The organism is Halolamina pelagica, assembly GCF_001307315.1.
Classification (GTDB): Archaea; Halobacteriota; Halobacteria; order Halobacteriales; family Haloferacaceae; genus Halolamina; species Halolamina pelagica_B.
Genome location: NZ_LGUC01000001.1, coordinates 670,536 through 694,215, shown reverse-complemented (window position 1 = coordinate 694,215; position 23,680 = coordinate 670,536). Strand labels below are relative to the sequence as shown.

19 protein-coding genes and 6 pseudogenes are annotated in these 23,680 nt (G+C 69.4%); 20 read left to right on the top strand and 5 right to left on the bottom strand.

All coding sequences use genetic code 11. The annotated features are described in order from the left end of the window. The first annotated feature begins 36 nt into the window (after window positions 1-36). The 3 genes from SY89_RS03620 (at window position 37) to SY89_RS03610 (ending at window position 2,421) form a co-directional block, all read left to right on the top strand. Window positions 37-330: a hypothetical protein gene (locus SY89_RS03620; RefSeq protein WP_054583184.1), complete on the top strand. Its 294-nt coding sequence runs from the start codon at window positions 37-39 to the stop codon at window positions 328-330. 66 nt (window positions 331-396) lie between these two features. Then, window positions 397-2,118: a glutamate--tRNA ligase gene (locus SY89_RS03615; RefSeq protein ID WP_054583183.1), complete on the top strand. Its 1,722-nt coding sequence runs from the start codon at window positions 397-399 to the stop codon at window positions 2,116-2,118. A gap of 66 nt (window positions 2,119-2,184) precedes the next feature. Continuing rightward, the gene (locus tag SY89_RS03610; protein WP_144427125.1) at window positions 2,185-2,421 is read left to right on the top strand and encodes a hypothetical protein; all 237 of its coding nucleotides are present in this window, start codon (window positions 2,185-2,187) and stop codon (window positions 2,419-2,421) included. 60 nt (window positions 2,422-2,481) lie between these two features. On the opposite strand, the gene SY89_RS03605 is transcribed toward SY89_RS03610, so the two are convergent. Continuing rightward, window positions 2,482-2,727, bottom strand: coding sequence for a DUF5816 domain-containing protein (locus SY89_RS03605; RefSeq protein ID WP_204374415.1), 246 nt, complete (start codon window positions 2,725-2,727; stop codon window positions 2,482-2,484). A gap of 49 nt (window positions 2,728-2,776) precedes the next feature. After that, window positions 2,777-3,447 (bottom strand): annotated as a pseudogene (locus SY89_RS03600) (SDR family oxidoreductase). A gap of 108 nt (window positions 3,448-3,555) precedes the next feature. On the opposite strand from SY89_RS03600, the pseudogene SY89_RS03595 reads away from it, so the two are divergent. The 4 genes and pseudogenes from SY89_RS03595 (at window position 3,556) to SY89_RS03585 (ending at window position 7,761) form a co-directional block, all read left to right on the top strand. Beyond that, a pseudogene (locus SY89_RS03595) lies at window positions 3,556-5,111 on the top strand (phytoene desaturase family protein). Continuing rightward, window positions 5,111-5,937: pseudogene (locus SY89_RS15690) on the top strand (prenyltransferase); the annotation flags it as partial. The pseudogenes SY89_RS03595 and SY89_RS15690, both read left to right, overlap by 1 nt. 10 nt (window positions 5,938-5,947) lie before the next feature. Beyond that, complete coding sequence (gene cruF / locus SY89_RS03590) at window positions 5,948-6,814, top strand: bisanhydrobacterioruberin hydratase (protein ID WP_054583181.1); 867 nt, start codon at window positions 5,948-5,950, stop codon at window positions 6,812-6,814. Window positions 6,815-6,852: 38 nt separating this feature from the next. Beyond that, on the top strand, window positions 6,853-7,761 hold the full coding sequence (locus tag SY89_RS03585; RefSeq protein WP_054583180.1) for an HNH endonuclease: 909 nt from the start codon (window positions 6,853-6,855) through the stop codon (window positions 7,759-7,761). 18 nt (window positions 7,762-7,779) lie between these two features. Here SY89_RS03585 and SY89_RS03580 read toward each other — a convergent pair whose 3' ends face one another. Together SY89_RS03580 and SY89_RS17065 are read right to left on the bottom strand one after the other, a co-directional pair. After that, on the bottom strand, window positions 7,780-8,733 hold the full coding sequence (locus SY89_RS03580) for a phytoene/squalene synthase family protein (protein WP_054583179.1): 954 nt from the start codon (window positions 8,731-8,733) through the stop codon (window positions 7,780-7,782). A gap of 133 nt (window positions 8,734-8,866) precedes the next feature. Beyond that, window positions 8,867-9,004 carry an HVO_2523 family zinc finger protein gene (locus tag SY89_RS17065; protein ID WP_189319190.1) on the bottom strand — a complete coding sequence of 46 codons (138 nt, stop codon included), beginning with the start codon at window positions 9,002-9,004 and terminating at the stop codon, window positions 8,867-8,869. A gap of 95 nt (window positions 9,005-9,099) precedes the next feature. Between SY89_RS17065 and SY89_RS18975 the strand changes: the two are divergent. From SY89_RS18975 to SY89_RS19260, 5 genes and pseudogenes are all read left to right on the top strand, one after another. Beyond that, a pseudogene (locus SY89_RS18975) lies at window positions 9,100-10,029 on the top strand (molybdopterin-dependent oxidoreductase); the annotation flags it as partial. Window positions 10,030-10,072: 43 nt separating this feature from the next. Further along, window positions 10,073-10,144, top strand: a pseudogene (locus SY89_RS18970) (molybdopterin-dependent oxidoreductase); the annotation flags it as partial. Window positions 10,145-10,155: 11 nt separating this feature from the next. After that, window positions 10,156-10,602 carry a molybdopterin-binding protein gene (locus SY89_RS18965; protein WP_275575416.1) on the top strand — a complete coding sequence of 149 codons (447 nt, stop codon included), beginning with the start codon at window positions 10,156-10,158 and terminating at the stop codon, window positions 10,600-10,602. An 83-nt stretch (window positions 10,603-10,685) separates the two neighbouring features. Then, window positions 10,686-11,450, top strand: a complete 765-nt coding sequence (locus tag SY89_RS19265; protein WP_321163888.1) for a PAS domain-containing protein — start codon at window positions 10,686-10,688, stop codon at window positions 11,448-11,450. Then, window positions 11,342-12,082: a PAS domain-containing sensor histidine kinase gene (locus SY89_RS19260; RefSeq protein WP_321163887.1), complete on the top strand. Its 741-nt coding sequence runs from the start codon at window positions 11,342-11,344 to the stop codon at window positions 12,080-12,082. Before SY89_RS19265 ends, SY89_RS19260 begins: the two co-directional genes overlap by 109 nt. 38 nt (window positions 12,083-12,120) lie before the next feature. On the opposite strand, the gene SY89_RS03565 is transcribed toward SY89_RS19260, so the two are convergent. Then, window positions 12,121-15,267, bottom strand: coding sequence for an adenosylcobalamin-dependent ribonucleoside-diphosphate reductase (locus tag SY89_RS03565; RefSeq protein ID WP_054583177.1), 3,147 nt, complete (start codon window positions 15,265-15,267; stop codon window positions 12,121-12,123). Between the two features lie 450 nt (window positions 15,268-15,717). Between SY89_RS03565 and truA the strand changes: the two are divergent. The 8 genes and pseudogenes from truA (at window position 15,718) to SY89_RS03530 (ending at window position 23,651) form a co-directional block, all read left to right on the top strand. Further along, a pseudogene (gene truA, locus SY89_RS03560) lies at window positions 15,718-16,517 on the top strand (tRNA pseudouridine(38-40) synthase TruA). Window positions 16,518-16,625: 108 nt separating this feature from the next. After that, window positions 16,626-18,425 carry an oligoendopeptidase F gene (gene pepF / locus SY89_RS03555; RefSeq protein WP_054583176.1) on the top strand — a complete coding sequence of 600 codons (1,800 nt, stop codon included), beginning with the start codon at window positions 16,626-16,628 and terminating at the stop codon, window positions 18,423-18,425. A 123-nt stretch (window positions 18,426-18,548) separates the two neighbouring features. Then, complete coding sequence (gene pan2, locus SY89_RS03550) at window positions 18,549-19,775, top strand: proteasome-activating nucleotidase Pan2 (protein WP_054583175.1); 1,227 nt, start codon at window positions 18,549-18,551, stop codon at window positions 19,773-19,775. A gap of 6 nt (window positions 19,776-19,781) precedes the next feature. After that, window positions 19,782-20,138, top strand: coding sequence for a hypothetical protein (locus SY89_RS03545; RefSeq protein WP_054583174.1), 357 nt, complete (start codon window positions 19,782-19,784; stop codon window positions 20,136-20,138). Between the two features lie 52 nt (window positions 20,139-20,190). Beyond that, window positions 20,191-20,490 (top strand): hypothetical protein, encoded by a 300-nt coding sequence (locus SY89_RS16420; protein WP_144427124.1) that lies wholly within the window; start codon window positions 20,191-20,193, stop codon window positions 20,488-20,490. Continuing rightward, window positions 20,490-20,645 carry a hypothetical protein gene (locus tag SY89_RS03540; protein WP_189319102.1) on the top strand — a complete coding sequence of 52 codons (156 nt, stop codon included), beginning with the start codon at window positions 20,490-20,492 and terminating at the stop codon, window positions 20,643-20,645. The genes SY89_RS16420 and SY89_RS03540 overlap by 1 nt, the downstream gene beginning before the upstream one ends. Window positions 20,646-20,694: 49 nt before the next feature. Beyond that, window positions 20,695-21,168, top strand: a complete 474-nt coding sequence (locus tag SY89_RS03535; RefSeq protein WP_054583172.1) for a pyruvoyl-dependent arginine decarboxylase — start codon at window positions 20,695-20,697, stop codon at window positions 21,166-21,168. Between the two features lie 71 nt (window positions 21,169-21,239). Beyond that, window positions 21,240-23,651 (top strand): DUF2298 domain-containing protein, encoded by a 2,412-nt coding sequence (locus SY89_RS03530; RefSeq protein WP_054583171.1) that lies wholly within the window; start codon window positions 21,240-21,242, stop codon window positions 23,649-23,651. The last annotated feature ends 29 nt before the right edge of the window (window positions 23,652-23,680 follow it).

Sequence of the window (23,680 nt, the reverse complement as noted above, 5' to 3'; positions counted from 1 at the left end):
CCAAGCTATTTTTCAGCGACGGACGAGCGTCGGACCATGTTCGACGCCGAGGACCCGGGAACGATCATCAACGAGTTCCTGCTCGTCCTGTTCGTGCCGGGAATCCTGCTGTTCGCCGCGCTCTGGGCGGCGTTCAGGCTCGCCTTCGACGACGCGCTGCGGTCGATGGGGCTGGCGCCGATCGAGCCGGCGATGGGCGCCGGGGCCATCGCGGGCGGCTACGGGCGGTTCGTCCTGCTGATCGTGGTCACGACGCTGCTGTTGCTGCCCTACGCCGCCGTCTACCGGCGGTTCGTTCGCGACGCGCTCCGGGCTCGCGGGATCGTCTGAGTCTGCGACTGCGGCGCCCGACCGATTCACACCCCTTTTTGCGACGCCGGGCAGTACGATCCGCTAATGGACGAGGATCTTCGCGAGCGGGTCGAACGGGAGGCCGAGAAGCACGCCCTGTTCAACGCGCTCGAACACGGCAGCGACGCCGAGGTCGGCCCCATCATGGGGCCACTCATGGGCGAGAACCCCGAGTTCCGCCAGCACGGCGACCAGATCGCGGGCGTCGTCGCCCCGGTCGTCTCGCGGGTGAACGGCCTCGACGAGGACGAGCAGGAGGCGCGCCTCGAGGCGTTGGACGCCGAGCTGTACGCGGAGCTGATGGCCGAGGAGGAGGAGGACGACCAGATCCTGCCCGACCTCCCGAACGCCGAGGAGTACGACGAGATCCGCATGCGCGCGGCGCCGAACCCCAACGGCCCGTGGCACCTCGGCCACGCCCGCATGCCGTCGGTCATGGGCACCTACACCGAGGAGATTTACGACGGTCACTTCATCGTCCGGTTCGACGACACCGACCCCGAGACCAAGCGGCCCGATCTGGACGTCTACGACGCGATCCTCGACGACATCGGCTACCTCGGGTTCACCCCCGACGAGGTGCTGAAAGCGTCCGACCGCGTCGAGACGTACTACGAGCACGCCCGGAAGCTCATCGACGAGGGCGGCGCGTACACCTGTTCCTGTTCGGGCGAGACGTTCTCGGACCTCAAAAACGACGCCGAGGCCTGTCCGCACCGGGACAAGGATATCGAGACGGTCCACGCGGAGTTCGACGACATGGTCGCCGGCGAGTACAGTTCCGGCGAGATGGTGCTGCGTGTCAAAACCGACATCGAGCACAAGAACCCCGCGCTGCGTGACTGGGTCGCGTTCCGGATGGTCGACACCCCGCACCCCCGCGAGGCGGCCAGCGAGTACCGCTGCTGGCCGATGCTGGACTTCCAGTCGGGGATCGACGACCATCTCACCGGCGTCACGCACATCATCCGCGGGATCGACCTGCAGGATTCGGCGAAACGCCAGCGCTTCGTCTACGACTACTTCGGCTGGGAGTACCCCGAAGTGCTGCACTGGGGCCACGTCCAGATTGACGCCTACGACGTGAAGATGAGCACGTCGACGATCATCGAGAAGATCGAGAACGGCGAGCTCTCGGGGTGGGACGACCCGCGCGCGCCGACGATCGCCTCCGTGCGTCGGCGCGGCATCCGCGGACAGGCGCTCGTGGATGCGATGCTCGAGCTCGGACTCTCGACCTCCGACGTGGATCTCGCGATGTCGGCGGTGTACGCGAACAACCGCGAACTGATCGACGACGACGCCGATCGGCGCTTCTTCGTCCGGGACGGCGTCGAGGTCCCCGTCTCCGGCGGCCCCGACGTGGCTAATCCGCCACTCCACCCGGACCACGAGGACCGCGGCACGCGGGACATCCCGGTCGGCGACGCCGTGCTCGTCGAGGAAGCAGACCTCCCCGCGGCGGGGGAGAAAGTCTGGCTCAAAGGGTTCGGCCCCGTGACGCGCACGGCCGGCGGCTTCGAACACACCGACGACGATCTCGCGGTGGTCAAAAGCGGCGACGTGGACGTGATCCACTGGGTGCCGGCCGCCGAGAGCGTCGACCTGCGGCTGCGGACGACGGACGGCGACGAGGTCGGCCACGCGGAGCCGGGCTACGCCGACTACGACGCCGACGAGATGGTGCAGTTCGAGCGCGTCGGCTTCGCACGCGTCGACGAGCAGAACGAGGGCGGCGAGTCGGTGGCGTACTTCGCGCACTCGTAAACGCAGCCGGCTCAGCGATCCCGGTACTCGATCACTTCTTCCAGCAGTTCCGCGGTCCACGGCGCGGTGTTCGGCCCCGGCCGCCACGACACACAGGTGCGCTGTTCGCCGCCACCGTGTATCCGCGACGGCGTGGCCGAAGCCGTCGACGCGCTACTGTCGAGGATCGAGGCGGGGTCTCCGACGCCGTGGTACGGAGACTACGGCGGTCGCTCGCCGAGATCACTCGTGACAGATCTCGACAGAGTCTCCGACGCCCCTGGTACGGAGACCACGGCGATCGCTCGCCGAGATCACTCGTGACAGATCTCGACAGAGTCTCCGATACCGTGGTACGGAGACCACGGCGGTCGCTCGCCGAGATCACTCGTGTGCCGCGTCCCACTCGTCCGGCTTCTTCGCGTTCCCACAGACGTTGCACTCGATCCGGCCCATCGGGTCGACCGCGTTGTCCGTCGTCTCGCAGTTCCCACAGAAGTAGCCCCAGCGCTCCTCGCCGTCTTCGGAGACGTACGCGACGAAGAACATCCCCTTCGAGCCCTTCTCGCCGTCGGCGTAGTCGACGTACACCGTCTCGCCCTCCGCCGTCCGGATGGCCTCCAGTTGCATGGCCGAGCCAAGGCGGTGGGGGGTGAAGAACGTACGGCTCTCGGGGTCGCTACCGGGTCGCCCGCTTCCACTCGGCGAGGCCGAGCCGCTGTCCGTCCAGCTCCTCCGCCGGCGCGTCCGTCGCCGCCCAACGGAACAGCCCGACCACGTCCTCGGGCGCCCGACCCTGTCCGCCCGTGAGGTCGCTGGCGACGACCCCGGGGTCGACGACGCCGATCGTGTGCTCGGTCTCGACCGCGAACTGTCGGGTCACGGCCTCCGCAGCCGCTTTCGACACCGCGTAGCCGCCGTAGCCCGGTTTGGCGTCGGCGGCGATCGACCCCGAGGGACGAGCACCCGCGCGTCGGCGGCGAGGTGGGGGAGCGCCTCCGAGATCGCGACGAAGACGCCGCGGGCGTTGGTTCGGAGCTCGTCGTCGAAGGCGGCGTAGCTCTCCGACGCCAGCTCCTGCTCGCCGGGGTCGCCGTGGAACACCGCCGCACAGGGGACCACGAGGTCGATCTCGCCGCCCTCGCTGGCCGCCCGCTCCATCAGGAACTCCACGTCGAACTCGTCGCGGGCGTCGACGCGCATCGTCTCGACGGCGTCGGTCCCGTCGAACCGCCCCTCGTCGTGGTGGACGCCCGCGAGTACTGTCGCGCCGTCGGCGGCGAACCCTTCGACCACCGCGGCTCCGATCGCGCCGCCGGCGCCGGTAACGACGGCTGTGGTGTTCTCCATACTGGACCCTCGGTCCCCGCCGACTTAGCCGTACGGCTCCCGGAGCAATCGCCGACGCCTGGGTACCGGCGTCGCCCGTTTTAAGCCCCCTGCGCCCCTGCTCCGAACATGGACGTAGCCCCGGACCTCGCTTCGCTCTCCGGCCGCGATATCGTCGTCATCGGCGGCGGCGTCGGCGGCCTCTCGACGGCCTGCTACCTCGCCGACGCCGGCGCCGACGTGACCCTGCTCGAACGCAACGAGCAGTTGGGCGGCCGCGCGAGCGTGATGGAGCGCGACGGGTTCCGGTTCGACATGGGCCCGTCGTGGTACCTGATGCCCGACGTGTTCGAGCGCTTCTTCGGCCACTTCGATCGGGACGCGAGCGACTACTACGAGCTGAACCGGCTCGACCCGCACTACCGGATCCAGTGGAAGGACGGCGACTCGATGGATCTCGCGCCCGACATCGAGACGAACGTCGAGCGCTTCGAGGCGTACGAACCGGGCGCCGGCGACGCGCTCCGTTCGTACCTCGACGAGTCCGAGTACACCTACGACGTGGGGATGGAGCATTTCGTCTACGAGGACCGCCCCCGGCTCAGGGACTACCTCGATCCCGACGTTGGGAAGCAGGCCCGCGGGCTGGCGCTGCTGGGGTCGATGCAGGACCACGTCGAGGAGTACTTCGACCACCCCAAACTGCAGCAGGTGATGCAGTACACCCTCGTGTTCCTCGGGGGTCGCCGCACAACACGCCGGCGCTGTACAACCTGATGAGCCACGTCGACTTCGAGCTGGGCGTCTACTACCCCGAGGGCGGCCTCGCGGCGGTGATCGACGGCCTCGTCGACCTGGGCGAGGAGCTCGGCGTCGAGTACCGCGCCGGCGCCGACGTGACCCAGATCCACGGCCAGCGCGGCGGTTTCAAGGTCGACTACGCCGCCGCCGACCCCGCCGACTTCGCGCCGAGCGACCGCCACGAGGAGTGGCGCGTCGGTTCCGGCGGCTACGAACTCGCTGATCTCGTCGTCAGCGACGCCGACTACGCCCACACCGAGCAGGCGCTCCTGCCCGAGCGCAAACGGCAGTACAGCGAGGACTACTGGGACTCCCGCACCTACGCCCCCTCGGCGTTCCTGCTCTACATGGGCGTCGAGGGCGACCTGCCCGAACTCGCGCACCACACGCTCGTCCTGCCGACGGAGTGGGACCAACACTTCGAGACGATCTTCGACGAACCGGCGTGGCCCGACGACCCGGCGTACTACCTCTGTGCGCCGTCGAAGACCGACGACACGGTGGCTCCCGAGGGGCACTCGAACCTCTTTGCGCTCGTTCCGATCGCGCCCGGACTCGACGACGACGGGACGCGCGAGGCGTACCGGGAGACCGTGCTCGACGATATCGCCGCCAACACGGACACCGATCTCCGGGACCGTATCGTCGTCGAGGAGACGTTCTCGGTGTCGGAGTTCGGGGCCCGCTACAACTCGATGCAGGGCTCGGCGCTCGGCCTCGCACACACGCTCCGCCAGACCGCACTCCTCCGGCCCTCCCACGCCTCCAGCGAGGTACCGGGGCTGTACTTCACCGGCTCCTACACCACCCCGGGGATCGGTGTCCCGATGTGTCTGATCAGCGGCCAACTGACCGCCGAGGCGGTCGCCGACCGCGAAGCCTGATGCTGCGCTACCTGCTGACGCTCTCGCGCCCGCGGTTCTGGCTCTACACCGCCGGGCCCGTCCTCGTCGGCGTCGCCTACGCCGCCGACTCGACCGGCGACCTCCTCGCCCCGCTGCCCGCAGCCCTCTTTCTGTACTACCTGCTGCCGGCGAACGTGTATCTCTACGGCGTCAACGACCGGTTCGACCGCGAGATCGACGCCGAGAACCCGAAGAAGGCGGCCGAGGGCAGCCCCGAGGCGCGCTGGCGCGACTCGCCGGCAGTCACGGCCGTCGTCGCCACCGCGGGACTGCTCGGGCTCGCGCTGTTCCCGGTCACCCCCGGGTCGCGTGGCCCTACCTGGCCGGCTTCTTCGCGCTCGCGACCGCCTACAGCGCGCCGCCGCTGCGGTTCAAGGCGCGCCCGCTGCTCGACTCGCTCTCGAACGGGCTGTACCTGCTCCCGGGCGCGGCCGCCTACGCCGCGCTGGCGGGCGGTCACCCGCCCGTGCCGGCGCTCGTGGGCGGCTGGCTCTGGACGATGGCGATGCACACCTACTCCGCGATCCCCGACATCGACCCCGACCGCGCGGCGGGCGTCGAGACCACGGCCACCGTGCTCGGTGAGACGCGAACGTACCTCTACTGTGCGGGCTGCTGGACGCTCGCCGCGGTCGCGTTCGGCCTGCTCGACGTGCGACTCGGCGCGCTGCTCGGCGTCTACCCCCTGTTCCTGCTCGTGACTGTCGGCGCCGGCGTCGACGTGGAGCGTGCGTACTGGTGGTTCCCGATCGTGAACGGCATCGTCGGGATGCTCCTGACGCTCGGCGGCCTGCTCCGCCTCGTGGGGTGCTCGCGTGAGCGTCGCCGCGTGGCTGCCCGACGATCCCGCGGATCGTCGCTCGTGGGAGGCGGCGCTCGAGCGCCTGATCCAGGAGAACCGCTTCACCATCGCGGTGGTGTTCCCCGCGGTGGGCGCGCTCTCGCTGATCGCCAGCGCCGAGGGCTGGCTGCCCGACCCGCTGGCGTTCAATCCGCTGTTCGTGCTGACGGGCGTGCTGGTGATGCGCTCGCCGCTCGTCGTCGGCGTCCTTCCGGTTGTCGACCGCCGGGCCGCGCTGGGCGTCGCCGCACTGGCGGCGTACAGCTACGCCATCGAGATCGTCGGCGTCACCACGGGCTGGCCGTACGGCTTCTTCGAGTACGGCGTCTCGCTCGGACCGATGCTCGGCGGCGTCCCGGTGGCGCTCCCGGTGTTTTTCCTCCCGCTCGTGGCGAACGCCTACCTGCTCTGTCTGCTGCTGTTGGGCCCCCTCGCCGACCGTGCAGTGCCCCGGCTGCTCTCGGTCATCGCGCTCGTGCTGGCGATGGACGTGGTGCTCGATCCCGGCGCCGTCGCGCTGGGGTTCTGGCGCTACGAGGGCGGCGGGCTGTTCTACGGCGTCCCGCTGTCGAACTACGCGGGCTGGGTGCTCTCGGCGACGGTGGCGGTGGTCGTCCTCGACGCCGCGTTCGATCGGACCGCACTCGGCGCGCGGCTGGAGGCCTGCGAGTTCGCGCTCGACGACATGGTGAGCTTCGTCCTGCTCTGGGGCGGCGTGAACGCCATCTACGGCAACTGGATCCCCGCCGTCGTCGCCGCCGGCATCGGCGCCGGCCTGCTCCGGACGGATCGCTTCGACGCGGGGATGGTGCCGTGGCTGGGGGACGCAGAACGTCGGTAGCTTGAACAGTCGGCCCGCCGAGCCCTCTCCCGAACGCGATGGCCCATCCCGACCCCGAAATCGCCCGCGGCGAACGCTACGACCAGGCCGACATCGAGGCGCTGTTCGACACCGGCTTCGGCTACCGCGTCTCGGGCATCAACGTCCGGAACGACGAGAACGGCGACCGCTACGTCCTGCTGTTCGCCCGTGAGGAGGGACCGTACGACGACGACGTGTCCGCCGGGACGTTCACCTACGTGGGCGAAGGGCTGCCCGACAAGGGCGACCAGTCGCCCGACTCGCTGGGGAACGCGGCGCTGATCGAGGCCGAGCACGAGCCAGTCCCGATCTACTTCTTCTACACCGCCGGCGACGAACCCGGCTGGGAGTACCGCGGGCAGGTCAGCGTCGTGGGCCACGAAATGGTCGCCGATCCGGACGGCGACCGCGAGGTGCTGGAGTTCGAGATGCGCCACGTCGACGGACCCGGCACGGAACCGGGCGTCGACGAGCCCGCGACCCCGGCGCCACCGTTCGAGGCCGGCGACACCACAGGCCGAACCGTCACGCAGACCCGCGCCGGGGTGCGCGTCTCGGCGTCGTTCAAACAGTCGGTGTACGACCGGTTCGACGGCCGCTGTGCCGTCACCGAGATCGATCACCGGAGCCTGCTGACGGTCTCGCACGTCCTGCCACGGAGCGACCGCCCCGACATCGCCGAGGCTCCCGGCAACGCGCTGCTGCTGAACTGGACCCACCACTTCGCGTTCGACGCCGCGCTCTGGACGTTCGACGGGGCGGGGCGACTCTGGGTGCACCCCGAGTACGACCCTGACGACCGCTGGATGCGGGAGAGTCTCCGGGCGCGCCACGGGGAGCGCCTCGATCGACTCCGAGACGCGGGCGTCGCCGACGAGTACCTCGCGACCAGAAACGAGTCGCTGGAGTGGTGGCCGCCGAACTGAGACTGTCGCCGAACCGGACTACGGCACCGGCAGCCGTCCGGTCACCCGCCGGAGCCGGTGGTCGGTCTCGTCGCTCGGGATCGCGCTGACGGAGCGGAACACGGCGACGGGGTCGGGGTTGCGCCACCACGCCAGCCGCGCACGGGCCGCGAGCCAGAGCTTCCGCGGCGTCGACAGCGAGGGCGTCGTCGACACCACGTCGTAGTCGAGGTTCCGGATCAGTCGGTGGTGGTCGGCGTAGAGGATCGCCGCCAGCAGCACCGGGAACTGGCAGTCGTCCGGTAGGAGTTCGATGCCGGCGACGCCGTCGCGGTAGAGCGCCTCCGCCCGGGTCAGTTCGGCCTGCACCGCGTCGGCGACCTGTTCGTCGAACTCGAGTCGGGCGACCTGTTCGTGGCTGGCGCCGTGGGCTTCCAGCGTCTCCGCGGGGAGGTAGATACGGTCGCGCTCGATCACGTCCTCGCGCACGTCGCGAACGAAGTTGGTCAGCTGGAACGCCTCACCCAGCGCCGTCGCCGCCGGGAGCGCCGCCTCGGCGCGGTCCGGCGCCATCACGGCGGTCATCATCCGGCCGACTGCGGCCGCGGAGCCGTCCATGTACTCGCGGAGCTCGCCGTACGTCTCGTAGCGCGTCGTCTCGACGTCGGTCGCCATCGCGTCGACGAACGTGTTCACGTCCGACTTGGGGATGTCGTGGCGCTCGCGGATCTCCGCGAACGCCGCGAGCACCGGGTCGTCGGTCGGTTCCTCACCCAGCGCTGCGCGGCGGAACGACTCCAGGCGCTCGGTCCGCTCCTCGGGCGCGAGATCGTTGTCGCCGTCGACGACCTCGTCGGCGACGCGGAAGAACGCGTACAGCACGTACGTCGGGTGCCGTACGCGCTCGGGGAGGAACCGCGTCGCGACGTAGAACGTCTTGCCAGTCTCGCGGTGGATCTGTTTGCTGCGGGCGAGCTGCCGTTGTTCGACCATGGGGATGTGGTGACCCTCGCCGGCCGCGGCACGCGCCGTCGACGCCGGGCGAAAAGTCAGTACTGTACCGGCAGTTGGACCCGAAGCGGCTTAACTGTACGGTGCGGTGACATCGATTGAACCCGTCTCGCGGTCAGTAGAACGTGTCCGCACAGTCGAAGACGACGCCGTGCTGGGGGCAGACGTACTCGCAGTGGCGGTGGACCATCGTCTCGCCGCAGTGGGGACAGGGCCGCCCCGGCGCCGTGGTCTCCTGCTCCGAATCGCTCACGCCAGCCAGTCGCAGCCCCGCCGAGAAAGCAGTTACGGGGCGTGAGCGTGCCAGCTGGGGGAACGCTTTCGGTCACGGAGCCCCACTAGGACAGCATGAACCGCCCGAGTAGCGAGCAGTTAGCCGACGCCGGTGTCGGCGTCATCGCCGGAGTCGCCGCCCTCGCCGGCTCCCTGCTGGCCGCCGGCGACAGCCCGGCGTTCGTCGGCGCCGGCGCGGCCGCGGTCGTCCGCGACACAGCGCCCAGTTTCGTCGCCGTCGGCGTCAGATCCCTCGGCGAGCTGGCCCAGCCGCTGCTCGTGGCCACGACCGGCGTGTTGCTGCTCGGTGCCTACGCGACACTCACGGTGCTCGTGGGGCGGTACGTCGCGGACACGCCCACGCGAGCGCTCGCGACGCTCGGGCTCGTCGGCGGGCTCACGCTGGTGCTTTCGGGCAGCGCCCTCGGCGCGTTGGGGGCTGGTATCGGCAGCGCGCTCGTCGTCGGCGCCGCGAACGCGACGCTGGATCTGGGCCGACCGACCGGCCGCGAGACGCCGCCGGGGCGTCGGCGCCTGCTCCAGGGCGCCGGCGTGGCCGTCGCCGCGCTGGCGGCGAGTGCGATCCGCCTCCGCGAGCCGGCGTCGACGGGGGATGCGGACCGCGAGCCCCGGGACCCGGGCGCCGCCGAACTGCTGTCGGCCGCCGAGGACCGCTCCTTCTCGCTGCCCGACACCGACCCGCTCGTCTCGGATGGGTTCTACACCGTCGACATCGCGTCCGTCGACCCGAACCTCGGCCCGGGCGACTGGGACCTCACCGTCACCGGCGAGGTGCCCGAGGAACGGACGTTCACCCTCTCGGAGCTCCAAGGGATGGGGGGCGAGCGCCGGTTCGTCACGCTGCGCTGTGTGAGCGACCCGCTGAACGGGACGAAGATCGACAACGCGCTCTGGGACGGCGTCCCCGTCTCGTCGGTGCTCGACGAGGCGGGCGCCCCCGAGAGCTGCTGTGTGACGCTCCACGCCGCCGACGACTACTTCGTCTCGTTCCCCGCGAGGCGCTGGACGACGGCCTGCTGGCGTGGGGATGAACGGCCGCCCGCTCCCGCGGGGCCACGGCGCCCCGCTGCGGACGCTCGTCCCGGGCCACTGGGGCGAGACCAACGCCAAGTGGCTCACCGAGATCGAGATCCGCGACGAACCCGAAGACGGCTACTGGGAACAGCGCGGCTGGGAGGGCACCGGCGAGGTGAAAACCGTCGCCAAACTCCACAGCACGACCGTCGACGGCGAGGCGGTTCGAGTCGGGGGCACGCCTACGCCGGGACCGACGGGATCAGCGCCGTCGAGGTGTCGACGGACGGCGGCGACAGTTGGACCGAGGCGGCGCTCACCGACCCGCTGCCTGGCGCGGTCCCCCTCGACGCCGAGAACCCCGAGCCGGACGGCGAGGCCGCCGACGCGTGGCGCATGTGGCAACACGAGTACGAGGCGACCGAGCGCCACGAAGTGGTCGTGCGGGCGATCGACGGCAACGGGGAGCGCCAGCCCGAGGCCGAAAGCGACCTCCGGCCGTCGGGCCCGACCGGGTGGGTCAGCGAGACGATCGAGCTCTAGGCGGATATCGTCGCCGCGGCTGGCGTTACAACCCATCCCGGCTGCCGTGAGAGTTATCTCCATTCGGAATAAATTTACTCGGGATGCAACAGTCCGAGTCACTCGGACTCCTCCTTGACCACACCCAGGACAAGATCGCCCTCGTCGAGCCCGACGGGACGTTCACCTACGTGAACCAGGCGGTCGAGCGGATCCTCGGCTTCGAACCGAGCGAGCTTGTCGGCGAGAACGCCTTCGCGTTCATGCACCCCGAGGACGTCGACGAGGTCCGCCGGACGCTTGAACGGGCGATCCAGAGCGAAACCCTCACCGAGGAGACCGTCGAGTACCGCCACCGGACTAGCGACGGCGACTGGGTCTGGCTGGAGAGCCGGATGTCGAACATCACCGACGAGGCGCTCGACGGCTACGTCGTCAGTTCCCGGGACGTGACCGACCGCGTCCAGGCCGAGCGCGAACGCGCCGAGACCGCCTCCCGACTCGAGGGGATCGCCGCCGTCGCGAGCGACGTGCTGTGGATGTTCGACGGGGACTGGTCGGAGCTACTGTTCGTCAACCCCGCCTACACGGAGATCTTCGGCGGGTCGATCGAATCGACCCAGGAAGACCCCGACATGTTCCTCGAGACAGTCCACCCCAAGGACCGTCCCGCGGTGAAGGACGCGATGGCCTGTCTCTCCGCGGGCAAGTCGGTGGACATCGAGTATCGGGTGAACCCGGGAAGGGGTACAAACGCTGGGTGTGGGTGCAGGCAGAGCCGATCACGTCGGACGGCGAGGTCGTCCGCATCGTCGGCTTCGCACGTGACATCACGGATCGGCGGCGGCGCGAGCGGCAACTGGTCGTGATGGACAACCTCCTCAGACACAACCTTCGGAACGACCTCAACGTCGTGCTCGGACAGGCGGACCTCATCGCGGATGAGGTGCCCGACGTGTCGGAGCACACCGCCATCATCCGCCGAGTCGGGGAACAGCTCCTCCAGAGTGCAGAGAAGGAACGCGAGATCATCGACCTGCTGACGGAACAGCAGGGGCGCCAGCGGATCGACCTCCGGGAAGCGGTCCACGAGAGCGTCGAAACCGTCCGGGAGCGCCACCCCGACGCCACAGTCGAGGTGACGGCCCCGGAGCCGGCGGCGGTGTACGGCCGACCGGAACTACGCCTGGCCGTGATCGAACTGCTGGAGAACGCGATCCTGCACAGCGACGACAGCGATCCCACGGTACAGCTCCACCTACGGGAGACTGAGACCCACGTCGAACTCACCGTCGAAGACGACGGGACGGCGATCCCCCGGATCGAGGCGGACGTGCTCACCGGCGACCACGACATGACGAACGTCTACCACAGCAGCGGCCTCGGGTTCTGGCTGATCTACTGGGCCGTCGAGCTGTCGAACGGACACGTCGCCGCCCACTACGACGAGGACAGCGGAAACCGGATCACCGTCTCGCTTCCGCGGGCGGAGGAGGCGTAGCGTCGGCGACCAGCCGAAAGAAGGGGAGCCGCGCTAGCTCAGCACTCCGACCAGCCGCAGGACTCGCAGGTCTTGCAGCCTTCGGAGTAGTAGAGACTCATCGAGCCACACTCCGGACACTCCGGGCTCTCACCGGAAGCGATCAGGTCGCCCGTGGCGTCCTCCTTCGGCGCCTCGTCGGCGTCAGCGTCGGGCTCGACGTCGACACCCGCCGGCTCGGACGGCGGCTCGGCCGCCGCCCCGCCGTCGGTGGACGCGTCGGCCGCCTCGTCGTCGAGCTCGTCGATCGTCTGCTGCTGGGGGATCCCCTTGTCGATCTCGCCGTCGAGATACCGGCGCATCGCCGTGCCGATCGCGTCCGGGATCGACTGGATCTGCTCACCCTTGTCCCAGGCGACCTTCGGGCTACGGATACCCTGCAGCTCGCTGGCGATCTCGTCGGGGTCGACGCCCGAGCGGAGCGAGGTAGAGATCGTCTTCGCCAGCGCCTCGGTGAAGGAGGCGGTGAAGCCGCCGGAGTTGCCGATGTTGGCGAACAGCTCGAACGGCTCGCCGGTGGCCGGGTCCTCGTTGATGTTGACGTAGAGCTTCCCGTAGCCGGTGTCGATGCGCTGGGTGACGCCGTGGAGCACGTCCGGGCGCGGACGCTTGCGGCCCGGCGGCGTGTCGTCGCCGTCGGCGCTCGCGAGCAGCTGCTCGACCTGCGTGTCGAGGGCGGCCTGCACGTCCTCGTTGTCGAGGAACCCCTCGATGCCGCCGAACACCTCGGTGATCTGCTCGACGAGCGCCTCGGCGGCCTCGTCCTCGTCGGCGAACTCGGTGTTGTCCGCGCGGGTGGTGAGCACCTGCTTGCTGCGGGTGCCGTCGCGGTAGTAGGTGACGCCCTTGCCGCCGTTGTCGTACACGTACTCGAAGGCGTCCTTCGCGTCCTCGAGGCTGGCGTCGTTCGGCGCGTTGACCGTCTTCGAGATGGCGGAGTCGACGCCGGCCTGTGCGGCACACTGGATCGAGGCGTGCTGCTTGGCGCTCAGGTCGCCGGTGACCACGAACAGTTCGCCCAGCGCGTCCGGGACCGTCTCCAGCCCCTCGACGCCGTCGAACTCGTTGTTGGCCATCTGCTCCTGGGCCTCCTCCTTGACGGCCCCCACGTCGATGCCGTTGTCCTCCAAGGCGCGGAGGAAGTAGTCGTCGAACTCGACGAGCATCTCGTCGCCCTGGACGTCGCCGGAGACGTTCTTGTAGTAGGCGACGTTGTAGATCGGCTCACAGCCGCCGGTCGTGTTGCCGATCATCGACGTCGTGCCCGTCGGCGCGATGGTCGTCGTGTTGTGGTTGCGCAGCGGGTAGCCGTCCGCCCAGTCCTGCGGGTCCTCGCCGGTGTGGTGCTCGAACCACTCGGGGTAGCTCGTCGGGTCGGCGTACTTCGAGTCGTGCCAGTCGGCGAACACGCCGCGCTCCTCGGCGAGTTCGTGGCTGGCGTCCTTCGACCCGTGGTTGATGTGGGTCATGAGCTGGCGGGCGATCTCGTCGGCGTCGTCGGTGCCGTAGCGCACGCCCAGCTGGATGTACAGCTGTGCGAGCCCCATGACGCCGAGACCGATCTTGCGCATCTCCCGGACCTTCTGCTCGATCTCGTCGACCGGGAAGTCCGACATCGTGACGACGTTCTCGAGGAACCGCGTGCCGTAGGCGATGCGGTGGTCGAAGTCCTCCCAGTTCATCGCCTCGTCGAGGAACGCCGAGACGGCTTCCTCGTGGCTGTCGTACTCGTCGGCGTGCTCCTCGGACCAGACGCGCCAGTCCGGCGCGTCCTGGGCCGCGAGCGTCGAGAGGTTGATGTGGCCGAGGTTACAGGCCTCGTACTCCTCCAACGGCTGTTCGCCGCAGGGGTTCGTCGCGAGGATGCGGTGGTCGGGGTGCTCCTCCACGTCGAAGGAGTGGCGCTTGTTCACGCGCTCGAGGTAGATGACGCCCGGCTCGCCGTTCTCGTGGGCGCCCTCGATGAGCTGGTCCCAGAGGTCCTCGGCGGGCACCGAGAGTTCCTCGCCGACCTCGACGTGCTCGCCCAGCCCGAACATGTCGTAGAGCTCTTTCGTCTCCGGCGTGGCGATGTGGGGCTCCTCCGTCCGGGGGTTGGTGAAGGTGAACTCCTCGTCGTTCTTCAGCGCCGCCATGAAGTCGTCGGTGATGCCGACGGAGATGTTGAAGTTCGAGAGGTGGCCCTCGACGGCGTTGCGGAGGTGCTCGGGGACGCGCCCCTCGTCGTCGATGAGCTCGCGGGCCTCCTCCAGCGCGTCCGCGAAGGAGTTGTGCGTGAAGTCGTCGGGGTCGTTGAGCCGCAGCGTGTTCGCGAGGCTCACGTCCTTGTTCTTGGCGTGGATGAACTGGATCACGTCCGGGTGCGAGACGCGCATCACGCCCATCTGGGCGCCCCGGCGGGCGCCGCCCTGGGCGATCGTCTCGCACATCTGGTCGAAGGTGCGCATGAACGTGATCGGGCCCGAGGCGATGCCGCCGGTCGAGCCCACGGAGTCGCCGTAGGGGCGGAGCTTCCAGAACGCGTACCCCATGCCGCCGCCGGACTGGAACACCTCGGCGGCCTCCTTGGCCGTCTGGTGGATGTCCGTGATGTCGTCGCCGGGCGAGTCGACGAAACAGGCAGAGAGCTGCTGGAGCTCGTCGCCGGCGTTCATCAGCGTCGGCGAGTTCGGCATAAAGGAGAGATCCGTCATCAGCGTCTCGAACTCCTCGCGGGTCTCGCGGACCGACGAGGCGATCTCCGCGTCGAGTTCGGGAACGACAGTGTCGTAGGCGAACTTGTTGACGTTGTGCTCGTTCAGGACCGTCTCGGTGTCGGACTCGGCGTCGAACCCCTTGCCGAAGACTTCCTCGGCGAGCTCGTCGCGGCGCGGGTGATCGGGCTTGAGCTGGTCGGGCGTGACCGTCACGTCGACGCCCTGCCGCTCGGCCTCGTAGACGGCCTCGGCGAGCGCGATGTTCTTGGCGACGCGGGCGAACAGCTCCTCCTGATCCTCGGTGACCTCGCCGTCGGCGTTCTTCCGGAGGTACCGCGCCGGCAGGATGTTCTCGTAGGCGTTGTCGGTGAGTCGGTCCTCGAGCGTCTCCCCGTCGGTGCGCTTGATCGGCAGGGTTAGCTCGTCGGCGCCGAGGTCGGGCGTGCTCACTGCGCGCTCACCCCGAACACGGCGCTGTCTGGCCGAACTCGACCCTCGTAGCTGGTGTGTAGGTCGGACATCTGTGACGGAGAAGTCCTATTTCGTGGACCCCCATTAACCGTTTGGTTGCCGGTGGGCTTGTAGTAGTACAAACTCAGTTGTTTGCGCTGGGTGCTGTTGCTGGTCATCGTGTGAGGCGTATGGCCGCCGTCGCGGCACTCGTGTGATGGTACGTGCGGGCCGGATATAACGTTGGCCGAACCGGAGTGAAAGTGGTTCGCGGCCGTCTCGATCGCGGGACATCGCGGAGGTTCGACTCGAACAAGAGGGGTGTTCACTGCCGATGGAGCTTCCGTCGCCCGGACCGGTCCTGCCGGTCGGCACCGTTTTGGGCCGCGGTCCGAAACCTCGGGACGTGCACGCCGACGGACGATTTCGGGTCACGACGAACAGCCCGTGATGCGCGCGTTCAGACTGGCCTACGACGGCCGAGCGTTCTACGGGTTCCAGCGCCAGCCAGACGTTCCCACCGTCGAGGGCGCGCTCCTCGAGACGCTCGCGGCCGGCGGCGTCCTCGACGACGGCGAGACGCCGCCGGGGTACGCCGCCGCGGGCCGGACTGACGCCGGTGTCTCCGCGGTCGCCCAGACGGTCGCGTTCGAGGCACCGGACTGGTGTACGCCGGCCGCGCTCAACGGGCGGCTCCCGGGGTCGATCCGGGCCTGGGCCGCCGCCGACGTGCCCCAGGGGTTCCACGCGACACACGACGCCAGTCGGCGGACCTACACCTACCAGCTCCACGCGCCCGACGCCGACGACGCGGCGGCAGTCGAGGCCGCGAACCGACTCGCCGGCGAGCACGACTTCCACAACCTCACGAGCGACGAGTCGGGAACGGTTCGGGACGTGACTGTCGGGGTCGAACGGGACGGGGAGTTCCTCGTCGTCACGGTCGGGGCGGGCGGGTTCCCCGGGAGTTCGTCCGCCGACTCGTCGGCGTCCTCACCGAGGTCGCCGTCGACGGCCAGCCGCTCGCGCGGGTCGACGAGGTGCTGGGCGAGGCGTCGCTGCAGGGCGGGAAGGGCGTGCCCCGGATGCCGCCAGAGCCGCTGATACTGACGGGAGTGAACTACCCCGGCGTCAAGTTCGCGGTCGACGAGGAGGCCGTCGAGAGCGCCCGCGGCGTGTTCAGCCAGCGGCGCGTCGACGGGCTGGAGCGGGTTCGCGTGGCGGAGACGGTCCTGTCGGGGCTGGCGTAGTCCCCCGTCCTCGACGACCGGCGCGATCCGGCAAATACGGCCACCTCCTGCGGTCTCGCGGGTGTGAGTGAGAAGACTTACCACCGAATCCGACACTACGCCAGCACGATGAGCACTGTCCCCGAACGCGAGGATATCGACGAGGAGTACAAGTGGGATCTGGCGTCCATCTTCCCCGACGAGGAGACGTGGCAGGAAGCCTACGACGACGTGGAGGCGCGCGTCGACGACCTGCGGGAGTACGAGGGGCGCGCGACCGAGAGCGCCGAGACGCTCGCCGAACTGCTCGAGGAGTACGAGGCCGTGATGCGCGACGTGGCGAAGGTCGGCGCCTACGCCCGGCTGCGGTCCGCGGAGGACACGCGGAACCAGGAGTACCAGGCGATCGCCGCGAAGGCGGAGTCGCTGCAGTCGGAGGCCTCCAGTGCGACCAGCTTCCTCGAGCCCGAACTGCAGGAGCTCGACTGGGAGGAGGTCGAGGCGCTGATGGCCGAGGAGCCCGCCCTCGAGGAGTACGAGCACTTCTTCGACGACGCGCTGCGGATGAAGCCCCACACGCGCTCGGCGGAGGTCGAGGAGCTGCTGGCCGACCTCTCGGAGATCACGAACGCGCCGTCGGACATCTACGGGATGCTCTCGAACGCCGACCTCTCGTTCCCCACCGTCGAGAAGCCCGACGGCGACGAGGTCGAGATCACCCAGAGCAACTTCACGAAGCTCCAGAAACACGAGAACCGGGAGTTCCGCCGCGAGGTGTACGAGCAGTACTACGAGACCTGGGACGACTACCGCAACAGCGTCGGCACCTCGCTCCAGAACTCCGTGAAGAAGGACGTGAAGCTGGCGGCGGCACGCAACTACGACACCGCCCGGCAGGCCGCGCTCGACGGCACCAACGTCCCGACCGACGTGTACGACACCCTCGTCGACACCGTCCACGACAACCTCGACTACCTCCAGCGCCACGCCGACCTGAAGCGGCAGGCCCTGGGCGTCGACGAGCTCGGGATGCACGACGTGTACATGTCCCTCACGGGCGAGGAGGGCCCCGACGTGAGCTACGAGCAGGCCAAGGAGTGGGTCGTCGAGGCCGTCGCGCCGCTGGGCGAGGCGTACCAGGCCCGGATGGAGCAGGGCCTCGAGAGCCGCTGGGTCGACGTGTACGAGAACCGCGGGAAACGCTCGGGCGCGTTCTCCTCGGGGACGTACGACACCCAGCCGTTCATCCTGATGAACTACCAGGACGACGTGAGTTCGATGTACACGCTGGCCCACGAGCTCGGCCACTCGATGCACTCCGAACTCGCCGCCGAGGAACAGCCCTGGCAGTACTCCAGCTACGAGATCTTCGTCGCCGAGGTCGCCAGCACCGTCAACGAGACGCTGCTTACCCACTACCTGCTGGAGAACGTCGACGACGACGAAATCCGCGCCCACGCGCTGGATCAGTACCTCGAACGGTTCCGCTCGACGCTGTACCGCCAGACGATGTTCGCGGACTTCGAACAGCGCGTCCACGAGCGCGCCGAGAACGGCCAGCCGCTCACCCCCGACGCGTTCGACGAAGTGTACGGCGGCCTCAAAGAGGAGTTCTACGCCAACGCCGACGTGGACGACCTGATCGCCAAGGAGTGGATGCGCATCCCCCACTTCTACTACAACTTCTACGTCTACCAGTACTCCACGGGTATCTCGGCGGCGGTCGCGATCGTCGAGAAGATCCGCGAGGAGGGCGAGGACGCCGCCGCCGACTACCGCGCGGCGCTCGAAGCCGGCGGCGCCGAGTACCCCATCGACGTGCTCGAGATCGCGGGCATCGACATGACCAGCCCCGAGCCAATCGAGTCCGCGCTCTCGGTGTACGGCGACCGGCTGGACGACGCCGCCGAGCTGATGGATCTCGAGTAACGCAGTGCTCGACCGCGAGTAGCCCGCCGACCCGGGACGGAGCGCGCGGGCGTTCGCCGGCGTCCGCGCCGATTCCCCGACCCAAAGGCACATTTACGCCTACCCCTAAACCCGGACAGAGAGATGTCACGCAGTCCTTCCCTTCCCGACCGCCCCCGGCTCGACCTGGATCCCGAAATGTCCCAGGCCGAGCGACTGGAGGCGATCCGGGAACACTTCGAGCGGCTCGTTCAGGTCAACGAGGAGCTGGACGAGCGCCTCCAGGACGCCGAGGGGCGCAAGGCGGAGCTCCGCGAGGAGGTCGACCAGCTCAAACGACGCAACGAGACGCTCAAAACGTCCTCGCTCTACCTCGCGACGGTCGAAGAGCTGACCGAGGACGGCGTCGTGATCAAGCAGCACGGCAACAACCAGGAGGTGCTGACCGAACTGTCTCCCGCCCTCGAAGGGGAGGTCGAGGCGGGCGACCGCGTCGCCATCAACGACTCCTTCTCGGTCCAGCAGCTGCTCGACGACGAGACCGACGCCCGGGCGCAAGCGATGGAGGTCGAGGCGTCGCCGGACGTGACCTACGACGACATCGGCGGCATCGACGACCAGATCCGCGAGGTGCGGGAGGCCGTCGAGGACCCGCTGATCAACGCCGAGACGTTCCGCGAGGTCGGCGTCGAGCCCCCCAGCGGCGTCCTGCTCCACGGGCCGCCCGGCACGGGGAAGACGATGCTCGCGAAAGCCGTCGCCAACGAGACCGACGCGACGTTCATCAAGATGGCCGGCTCCGAGCTCGTCCGGAAGTTCATCGGCGAGGGGGCCCGCCTCGTCCGCGACCTGTTCGAACTCGCCAACGAGCGCGAGCCCGCCGTGATCTTCATCGACGAGATCGACGCCGTCGCCACCACGCGAACCGATTCGAAGACCTCCGGCGACGCCGAGGTCCAGCGGACGATGATGCAGCTCCTCTCGGAGATGGACGGGTTCGACGACCGCGGCGAGGTGCGCATCATGGCCGCCACCAACCGCTTCGACATGCTCGACGAGGCGATCCTCCGCCCCGGCCGCTTCGACCGCCTCATCGAAGTGCCCAAGCCCGACGTGGAGGGGCGCCGCCGGATCCTCGAGATCCACGCCGCCGAACTCAACCTCGGCGACGACGTGGACTTCGACGACCTCGCCGAGGAACTCGAGGGGTACTCCGGCGCCGACATCGCCGCGCTCACGACCGAGGCCGGCATGTTCGCGATCCGCGACGAGCGCGAGGAAGTCCGCATGGCGGACTTCCGGGACGCCCACGAGAAGATCGAGATGGCGTCCGGCGAGGGGCCGACGACCGGCCCCGTCGCGTTCCAGTAGCGGCGGATGAGCCGGTCGAGCCCGGACGACAGCGGGATGCCGATCACGGGCAGTCGGCCGGCCCGCGGGCTGGCGGCCGCAGCGCTGCTCGCCTTTCTCGGCGTCCTCGTCGTCTACCTGGACCGGCCGGGCTACACCCCCGCGCGGCTGGCGCTGTTTCTCGCACTCGGCGGCGCGGCCACGCTCGGGACCGCCGGCGCCGTGCTCCAGCGGGCGTCGATCGCGGCCGTCGGCGCGCTGCTGCTCGCACTGCTGGGGTTCTGGCAGGCGACGCTGTGGATCTTCGTGCTCCCGATGGCCGGCGTGCTCGCGGCCGCGAGCCTGCTGATCGCGCTGGACGAGCGCACGGTCGAGGACCGCTAAACGCCCCGTCCACACCACAAAACGTTTCTCGGCACCGACACCATCGCCGGGCATGCTCCCCGGAATCGTCCCCGACCTCCTGCTGGGGCTGCTGGCCCTGGCTGCGTTCGACGCCGTCGCCCTCCTCCCGGTGCTGCTCTCCACTGCGGTCCGCCGACTGGGTCGCCAGTGGCCGACCGGTTCGTTGGGCGTGAACTACCTCGTCGCCGCGGCGGCGTTCGGCATCACCCACTACGCGGCGATCATGGCCGCCGTCGCGCTCCACGGGGGAGCCTCCAGCAGGACGTGCTCAAGTGGGTCGCCGGCATCACGCTCGGGAACGCGCTGCTGTGGTGGCTCGCCGCCGCGGTAGTGTTCCCGACACGCGGCGTCTGGGACCCGAAAACCGAGGGCGAGTACGACGGCCGGATCGCGCTGACGGTCGGGCTGTTCGGCTACGTCGTCGCGACCGGCGTGGCGCTGCTGGTGATCGTCGTCGTCGCCATCGCGTTCTACGCCCCCTGGTAGGGGAGAACCAGTCCGTAGCCCCTTTCTCTACCCGGCGCCGCGTTCGTCCGTGAGCAGTACCATCCACGTCGTCGGCGGTACCGGTACCGCGCCCACCGAGAAGGCCGCCTACGACGCCGCCCTCGCCGACGCGAACCTCCACAACTACAACCTCGTCCCGGTCTCCTCGGTCGTCCCCGCCGACGCCGAGGTCGTTCAGGTCGACGACGCCCCCGACCTCGGCCCCGCAGGCAACCGGCTCAACGTCGTGCAGGCGAAAGCCAGCGCCGTCGGCCCCGAGACCGTCGCCGCCGGGATCGGCTGGACGACCGGCCCGGGGCCGGGCCTGTTCTACGAGGCCGACGCCGAGTCCGAATCCGACGTACAAGCCCGCCTCGAGACCGGCCTCGACGCCGGGCGGGCGCTCCGGGACTGGTCGTTCGACCACGAGGAGACGCTGGTCGAGCGCGCCGAGGCTGCCCCCGGCGAGCACACCTGCGTCGTCGTGCTGGCGGCCTACGGCGAGAGCGAGCCGATCTGTTAGGCGGTCTCCCAGCCGCTCGGCTACCGTCGCGTCCCAGAAAGGTGAAAACGGTTGGCCCGTAGGGCTACCCCATGGAGTGGATCCCCGTCCTCGCGTACCTCCTCGTGGCCGCGGCGTTCACCGCCGTCGGCGCGCCGATCGCCGCCGCGCTGTTCCGACATCTCCCCCGAAACGGCGCCGCGTTCGCGCTCCCGACTGCGCTGGTCCCCTTCGCGATCGCCGTCTTCTGGATCGGCCAACTGACGTTCGGGCTCCACACGCTACTGCTCGGCATCGGACTCGTGCTCGCCGGCACCGTTCTCGCCCACCGAGTGGGTGCTCGGCCAGACTGGCGGTCGGTGGCGGCGATGTACGGCGTGTTCGTCGTCGGCTTCCTGATCATGCTCGCGTTCCGGGCGTCCGACCCCGCGATCACGCCCCAGGCCGGCGAGCAGTTCCTCCACTTCGCGCTGGTGAACACGCTCGAACGCGCCGAGAGCCTCCCGCCGGAGGACATGTGGTTCGCCGGCAAGCCGCTGCGGTACTACTACGGCACGCAACTCCAGGTCGCCAGCCTCGCGATGCTGACGGGGACGGCGATGCGCTACGGCTTCAACCTCGGCATCGCGACGTTCTACGGCATGCTGTTCGTCGTCGCCTACGGCGTCGGCAGCGCCGTGGTCCAGCGTCGGGGGTACGCCCCGCGAATCGGCGGCGTCGTGGGCGCCTTCTTCGTCGCAGTCGGCGGCGCGGCGACGACGGCCGTCCGACTCGCCACGCCGTACCTCCCCGGGTCGGTCCGGGGTGTCGTCGAACAGGCCGCCTTCGGCTTCGTCGCCCAGCGCTTCGAGGGCGGCGACCTCCCCTCGACCGTCGAGAACCTCTCCCAGCCCCTCGACTGGGGCTGGTGGTACACGCGCTACGTGATCCCGGGGACGATCCAGGAGGTGCCGCTGTACTCCTTCGTCAAGGCAGACCTCCACGGCCACACGTTCGCGAACCCCTACGTGCTCTTCGCGGGCGCGCTGGCGCTGGCGTACTACGCGACCCCGGAAGCGGAGCGAACGCGGCGCCGCGTGCTCGTCTTCGGCGGGCTCGGCGCCGTCGCCGGGCTGTTCGGCTTCATGAACACGTGGTCACTCCCGACCGCCGCGGGGGTGGCCGCGCTCACCGTCGGCGCCGCCGACGCCCACCCGGCGACGCTGCTGCCGGAGACGCTGGCCGATCGCCTGCGACCAGCCTCCGCCGCCGAGACTCGTGGAGAGTGGCTCGCCCACGAGCTCTGGCGGGTCGTGCTGGCGGCGGTCGCCGGCGCCATCGTGCTGTTGATCGGGATCGCGATCGCCTCCCCGTTCCTGATCTTCGGCCACGTGCCGAGCAACGAGGGGATCGGCTTCTTCCCGCCACGGAGCCCGCTGCCCGCGTTCCTCGTGATGTACGGCGCGCTGATGACCGCCTTCGCCGCCGCCGTCGCGACCCGTGGCTGGCCGGCCGTCGACGACCTCCCGGCGCCGTGGCTCGGCGCGGCTGGCGTGCTCGGCCTCGGCGCGGTCGGGGCCGCGCTGGTCGTCGAGAACGCCGCCGTGCTAGCGCTGCTGGGGACGCTGATCGTCGCCGGCTGGCTGCTCGTGCGGTCGGGGCGGGCCGGCTTCGGGATGGTGCTACTGGTCGCCGGCGCGGGGCTGCTGGCCGCGCTCGAACTGGCCCACGCGCGCCTCCCGCTGATCGACAACCCGCGCTGGAACACGTCGCTGAAAGTCGGCGTGCAGGCGTGGACGCTCGGCGCCGCCGGCGCGGCCGCCGCGTCGGTCGGCCTACTCCACCGGCACGGCGGCCGACTCGCCGCAGGGATCGAGTCGCTGGGCGCCGACGCGGAGCCGTCGCCGGACACCAAGGCCGCGCTCACCTCGGCGCTCACGGTCGCGTTGGTCGTCGGCATCCTCCTCACCACCGCCGTGTTCCCGGTGATGATGTTCGCCGCGGAGGTCGGCGGCCCCGTCGAGGGCGGGCACTACGACCCCTCGCTCGACGGGACGAAAGCCGTCCAGAACTTCCACGCCAACGAGTACGAGGCGCTGCAGTGGCTCGCGGACCGACAGGGCCGGCCGACGATCGTCGAAGTGCCGGGCGGGTCGTACGGCTGGACGAGCCCGGCGTCGACGTTCTCGGGGCTCCCGACCGTCGTCGGCTGGGACCACCAGGCCGAGTACCGGGGGATGGACGCCTACGAACGCCGGGTCGGCCACGTCGACACGATCTACGCCGGCGACTGGGAAGAGGCCGCGGCGCTGCTGGATCGGTACGACGTGACCTACGTGTACGTCGGGCCGAACGAGAAGGAGCTGTACGGCGACGCCATGCGCTCGTTCGACCGCGAGGCGTTCTCCGTCGCGTTCCAGGAGGACGCAGTGACGATCTACGAGGTCGACCGGTCCGAACTGCCGGACGACGACGGCGCGGCGTCGACGCGGTCGCCCGACTCGCGGGCGTTCCACCGCCGGTGACTTTATCAGTGGATACCGCCAAACACCGA

Bases quoted from the DNA above. Each gene is read 5' to 3' on its own strand.
- SY89_RS03620 (WP_054583184.1), top strand. From the start codon at position 37: ATGTTCGACGCCGAGGACCCGGGAACGATCATCAACGAGTTCCTGCTC.
- SY89_RS03615 (WP_054583183.1), top strand. From the start codon at position 397: ATGGACGAGGATCTTCGCGAGCGGGTCGAACGGGAGGCCGAGAAGCAC.
- SY89_RS03605 (WP_204374415.1), bottom strand. From the start codon at position 2,727: ATGCAACTGGAGGCCATCCGGACGGCGGAGGGCGAGACGGTGTACGTC.
- SY89_RS03585 (WP_054583180.1), top strand. From the start codon at position 6,853: ATGGCCCATCCCGACCCCGAAATCGCCCGCGGCGAACGCTACGACCAG.
- SY89_RS03580 (WP_054583179.1), bottom strand. From the start codon at position 8,733: ATGGTCGAACAACGGCAGCTCGCCCGCAGCAAACAGATCCACCGCGAG.
- SY89_RS19265 (WP_321163888.1), top strand. From the start codon at position 10,686: ATGCAACAGTCCGAGTCACTCGGACTCCTCCTTGACCACACCCAGGAC.
- pepF (WP_054583176.1), top strand. From the start codon at position 16,626: ATGAGCACTGTCCCCGAACGCGAGGATATCGACGAGGAGTACAAGTGG.
- pan2 (WP_054583175.1), top strand. From the start codon at position 18,549: ATGTCACGCAGTCCTTCCCTTCCCGACCGCCCCCGGCTCGACCTGGAT.
- SY89_RS03545 (WP_054583174.1), top strand. From the start codon at position 19,782: ATGAGCCGGTCGAGCCCGGACGACAGCGGGATGCCGATCACGGGCAGT.
- SY89_RS16420 (WP_144427124.1), top strand. From the start codon at position 20,191: ATGCTCCCCGGAATCGTCCCCGACCTCCTGCTGGGGCTGCTGGCCCTG.
- SY89_RS03530 (WP_054583171.1), top strand. From the start codon at position 21,240: ATGGAGTGGATCCCCGTCCTCGCGTACCTCCTCGTGGCCGCGGCGTTC.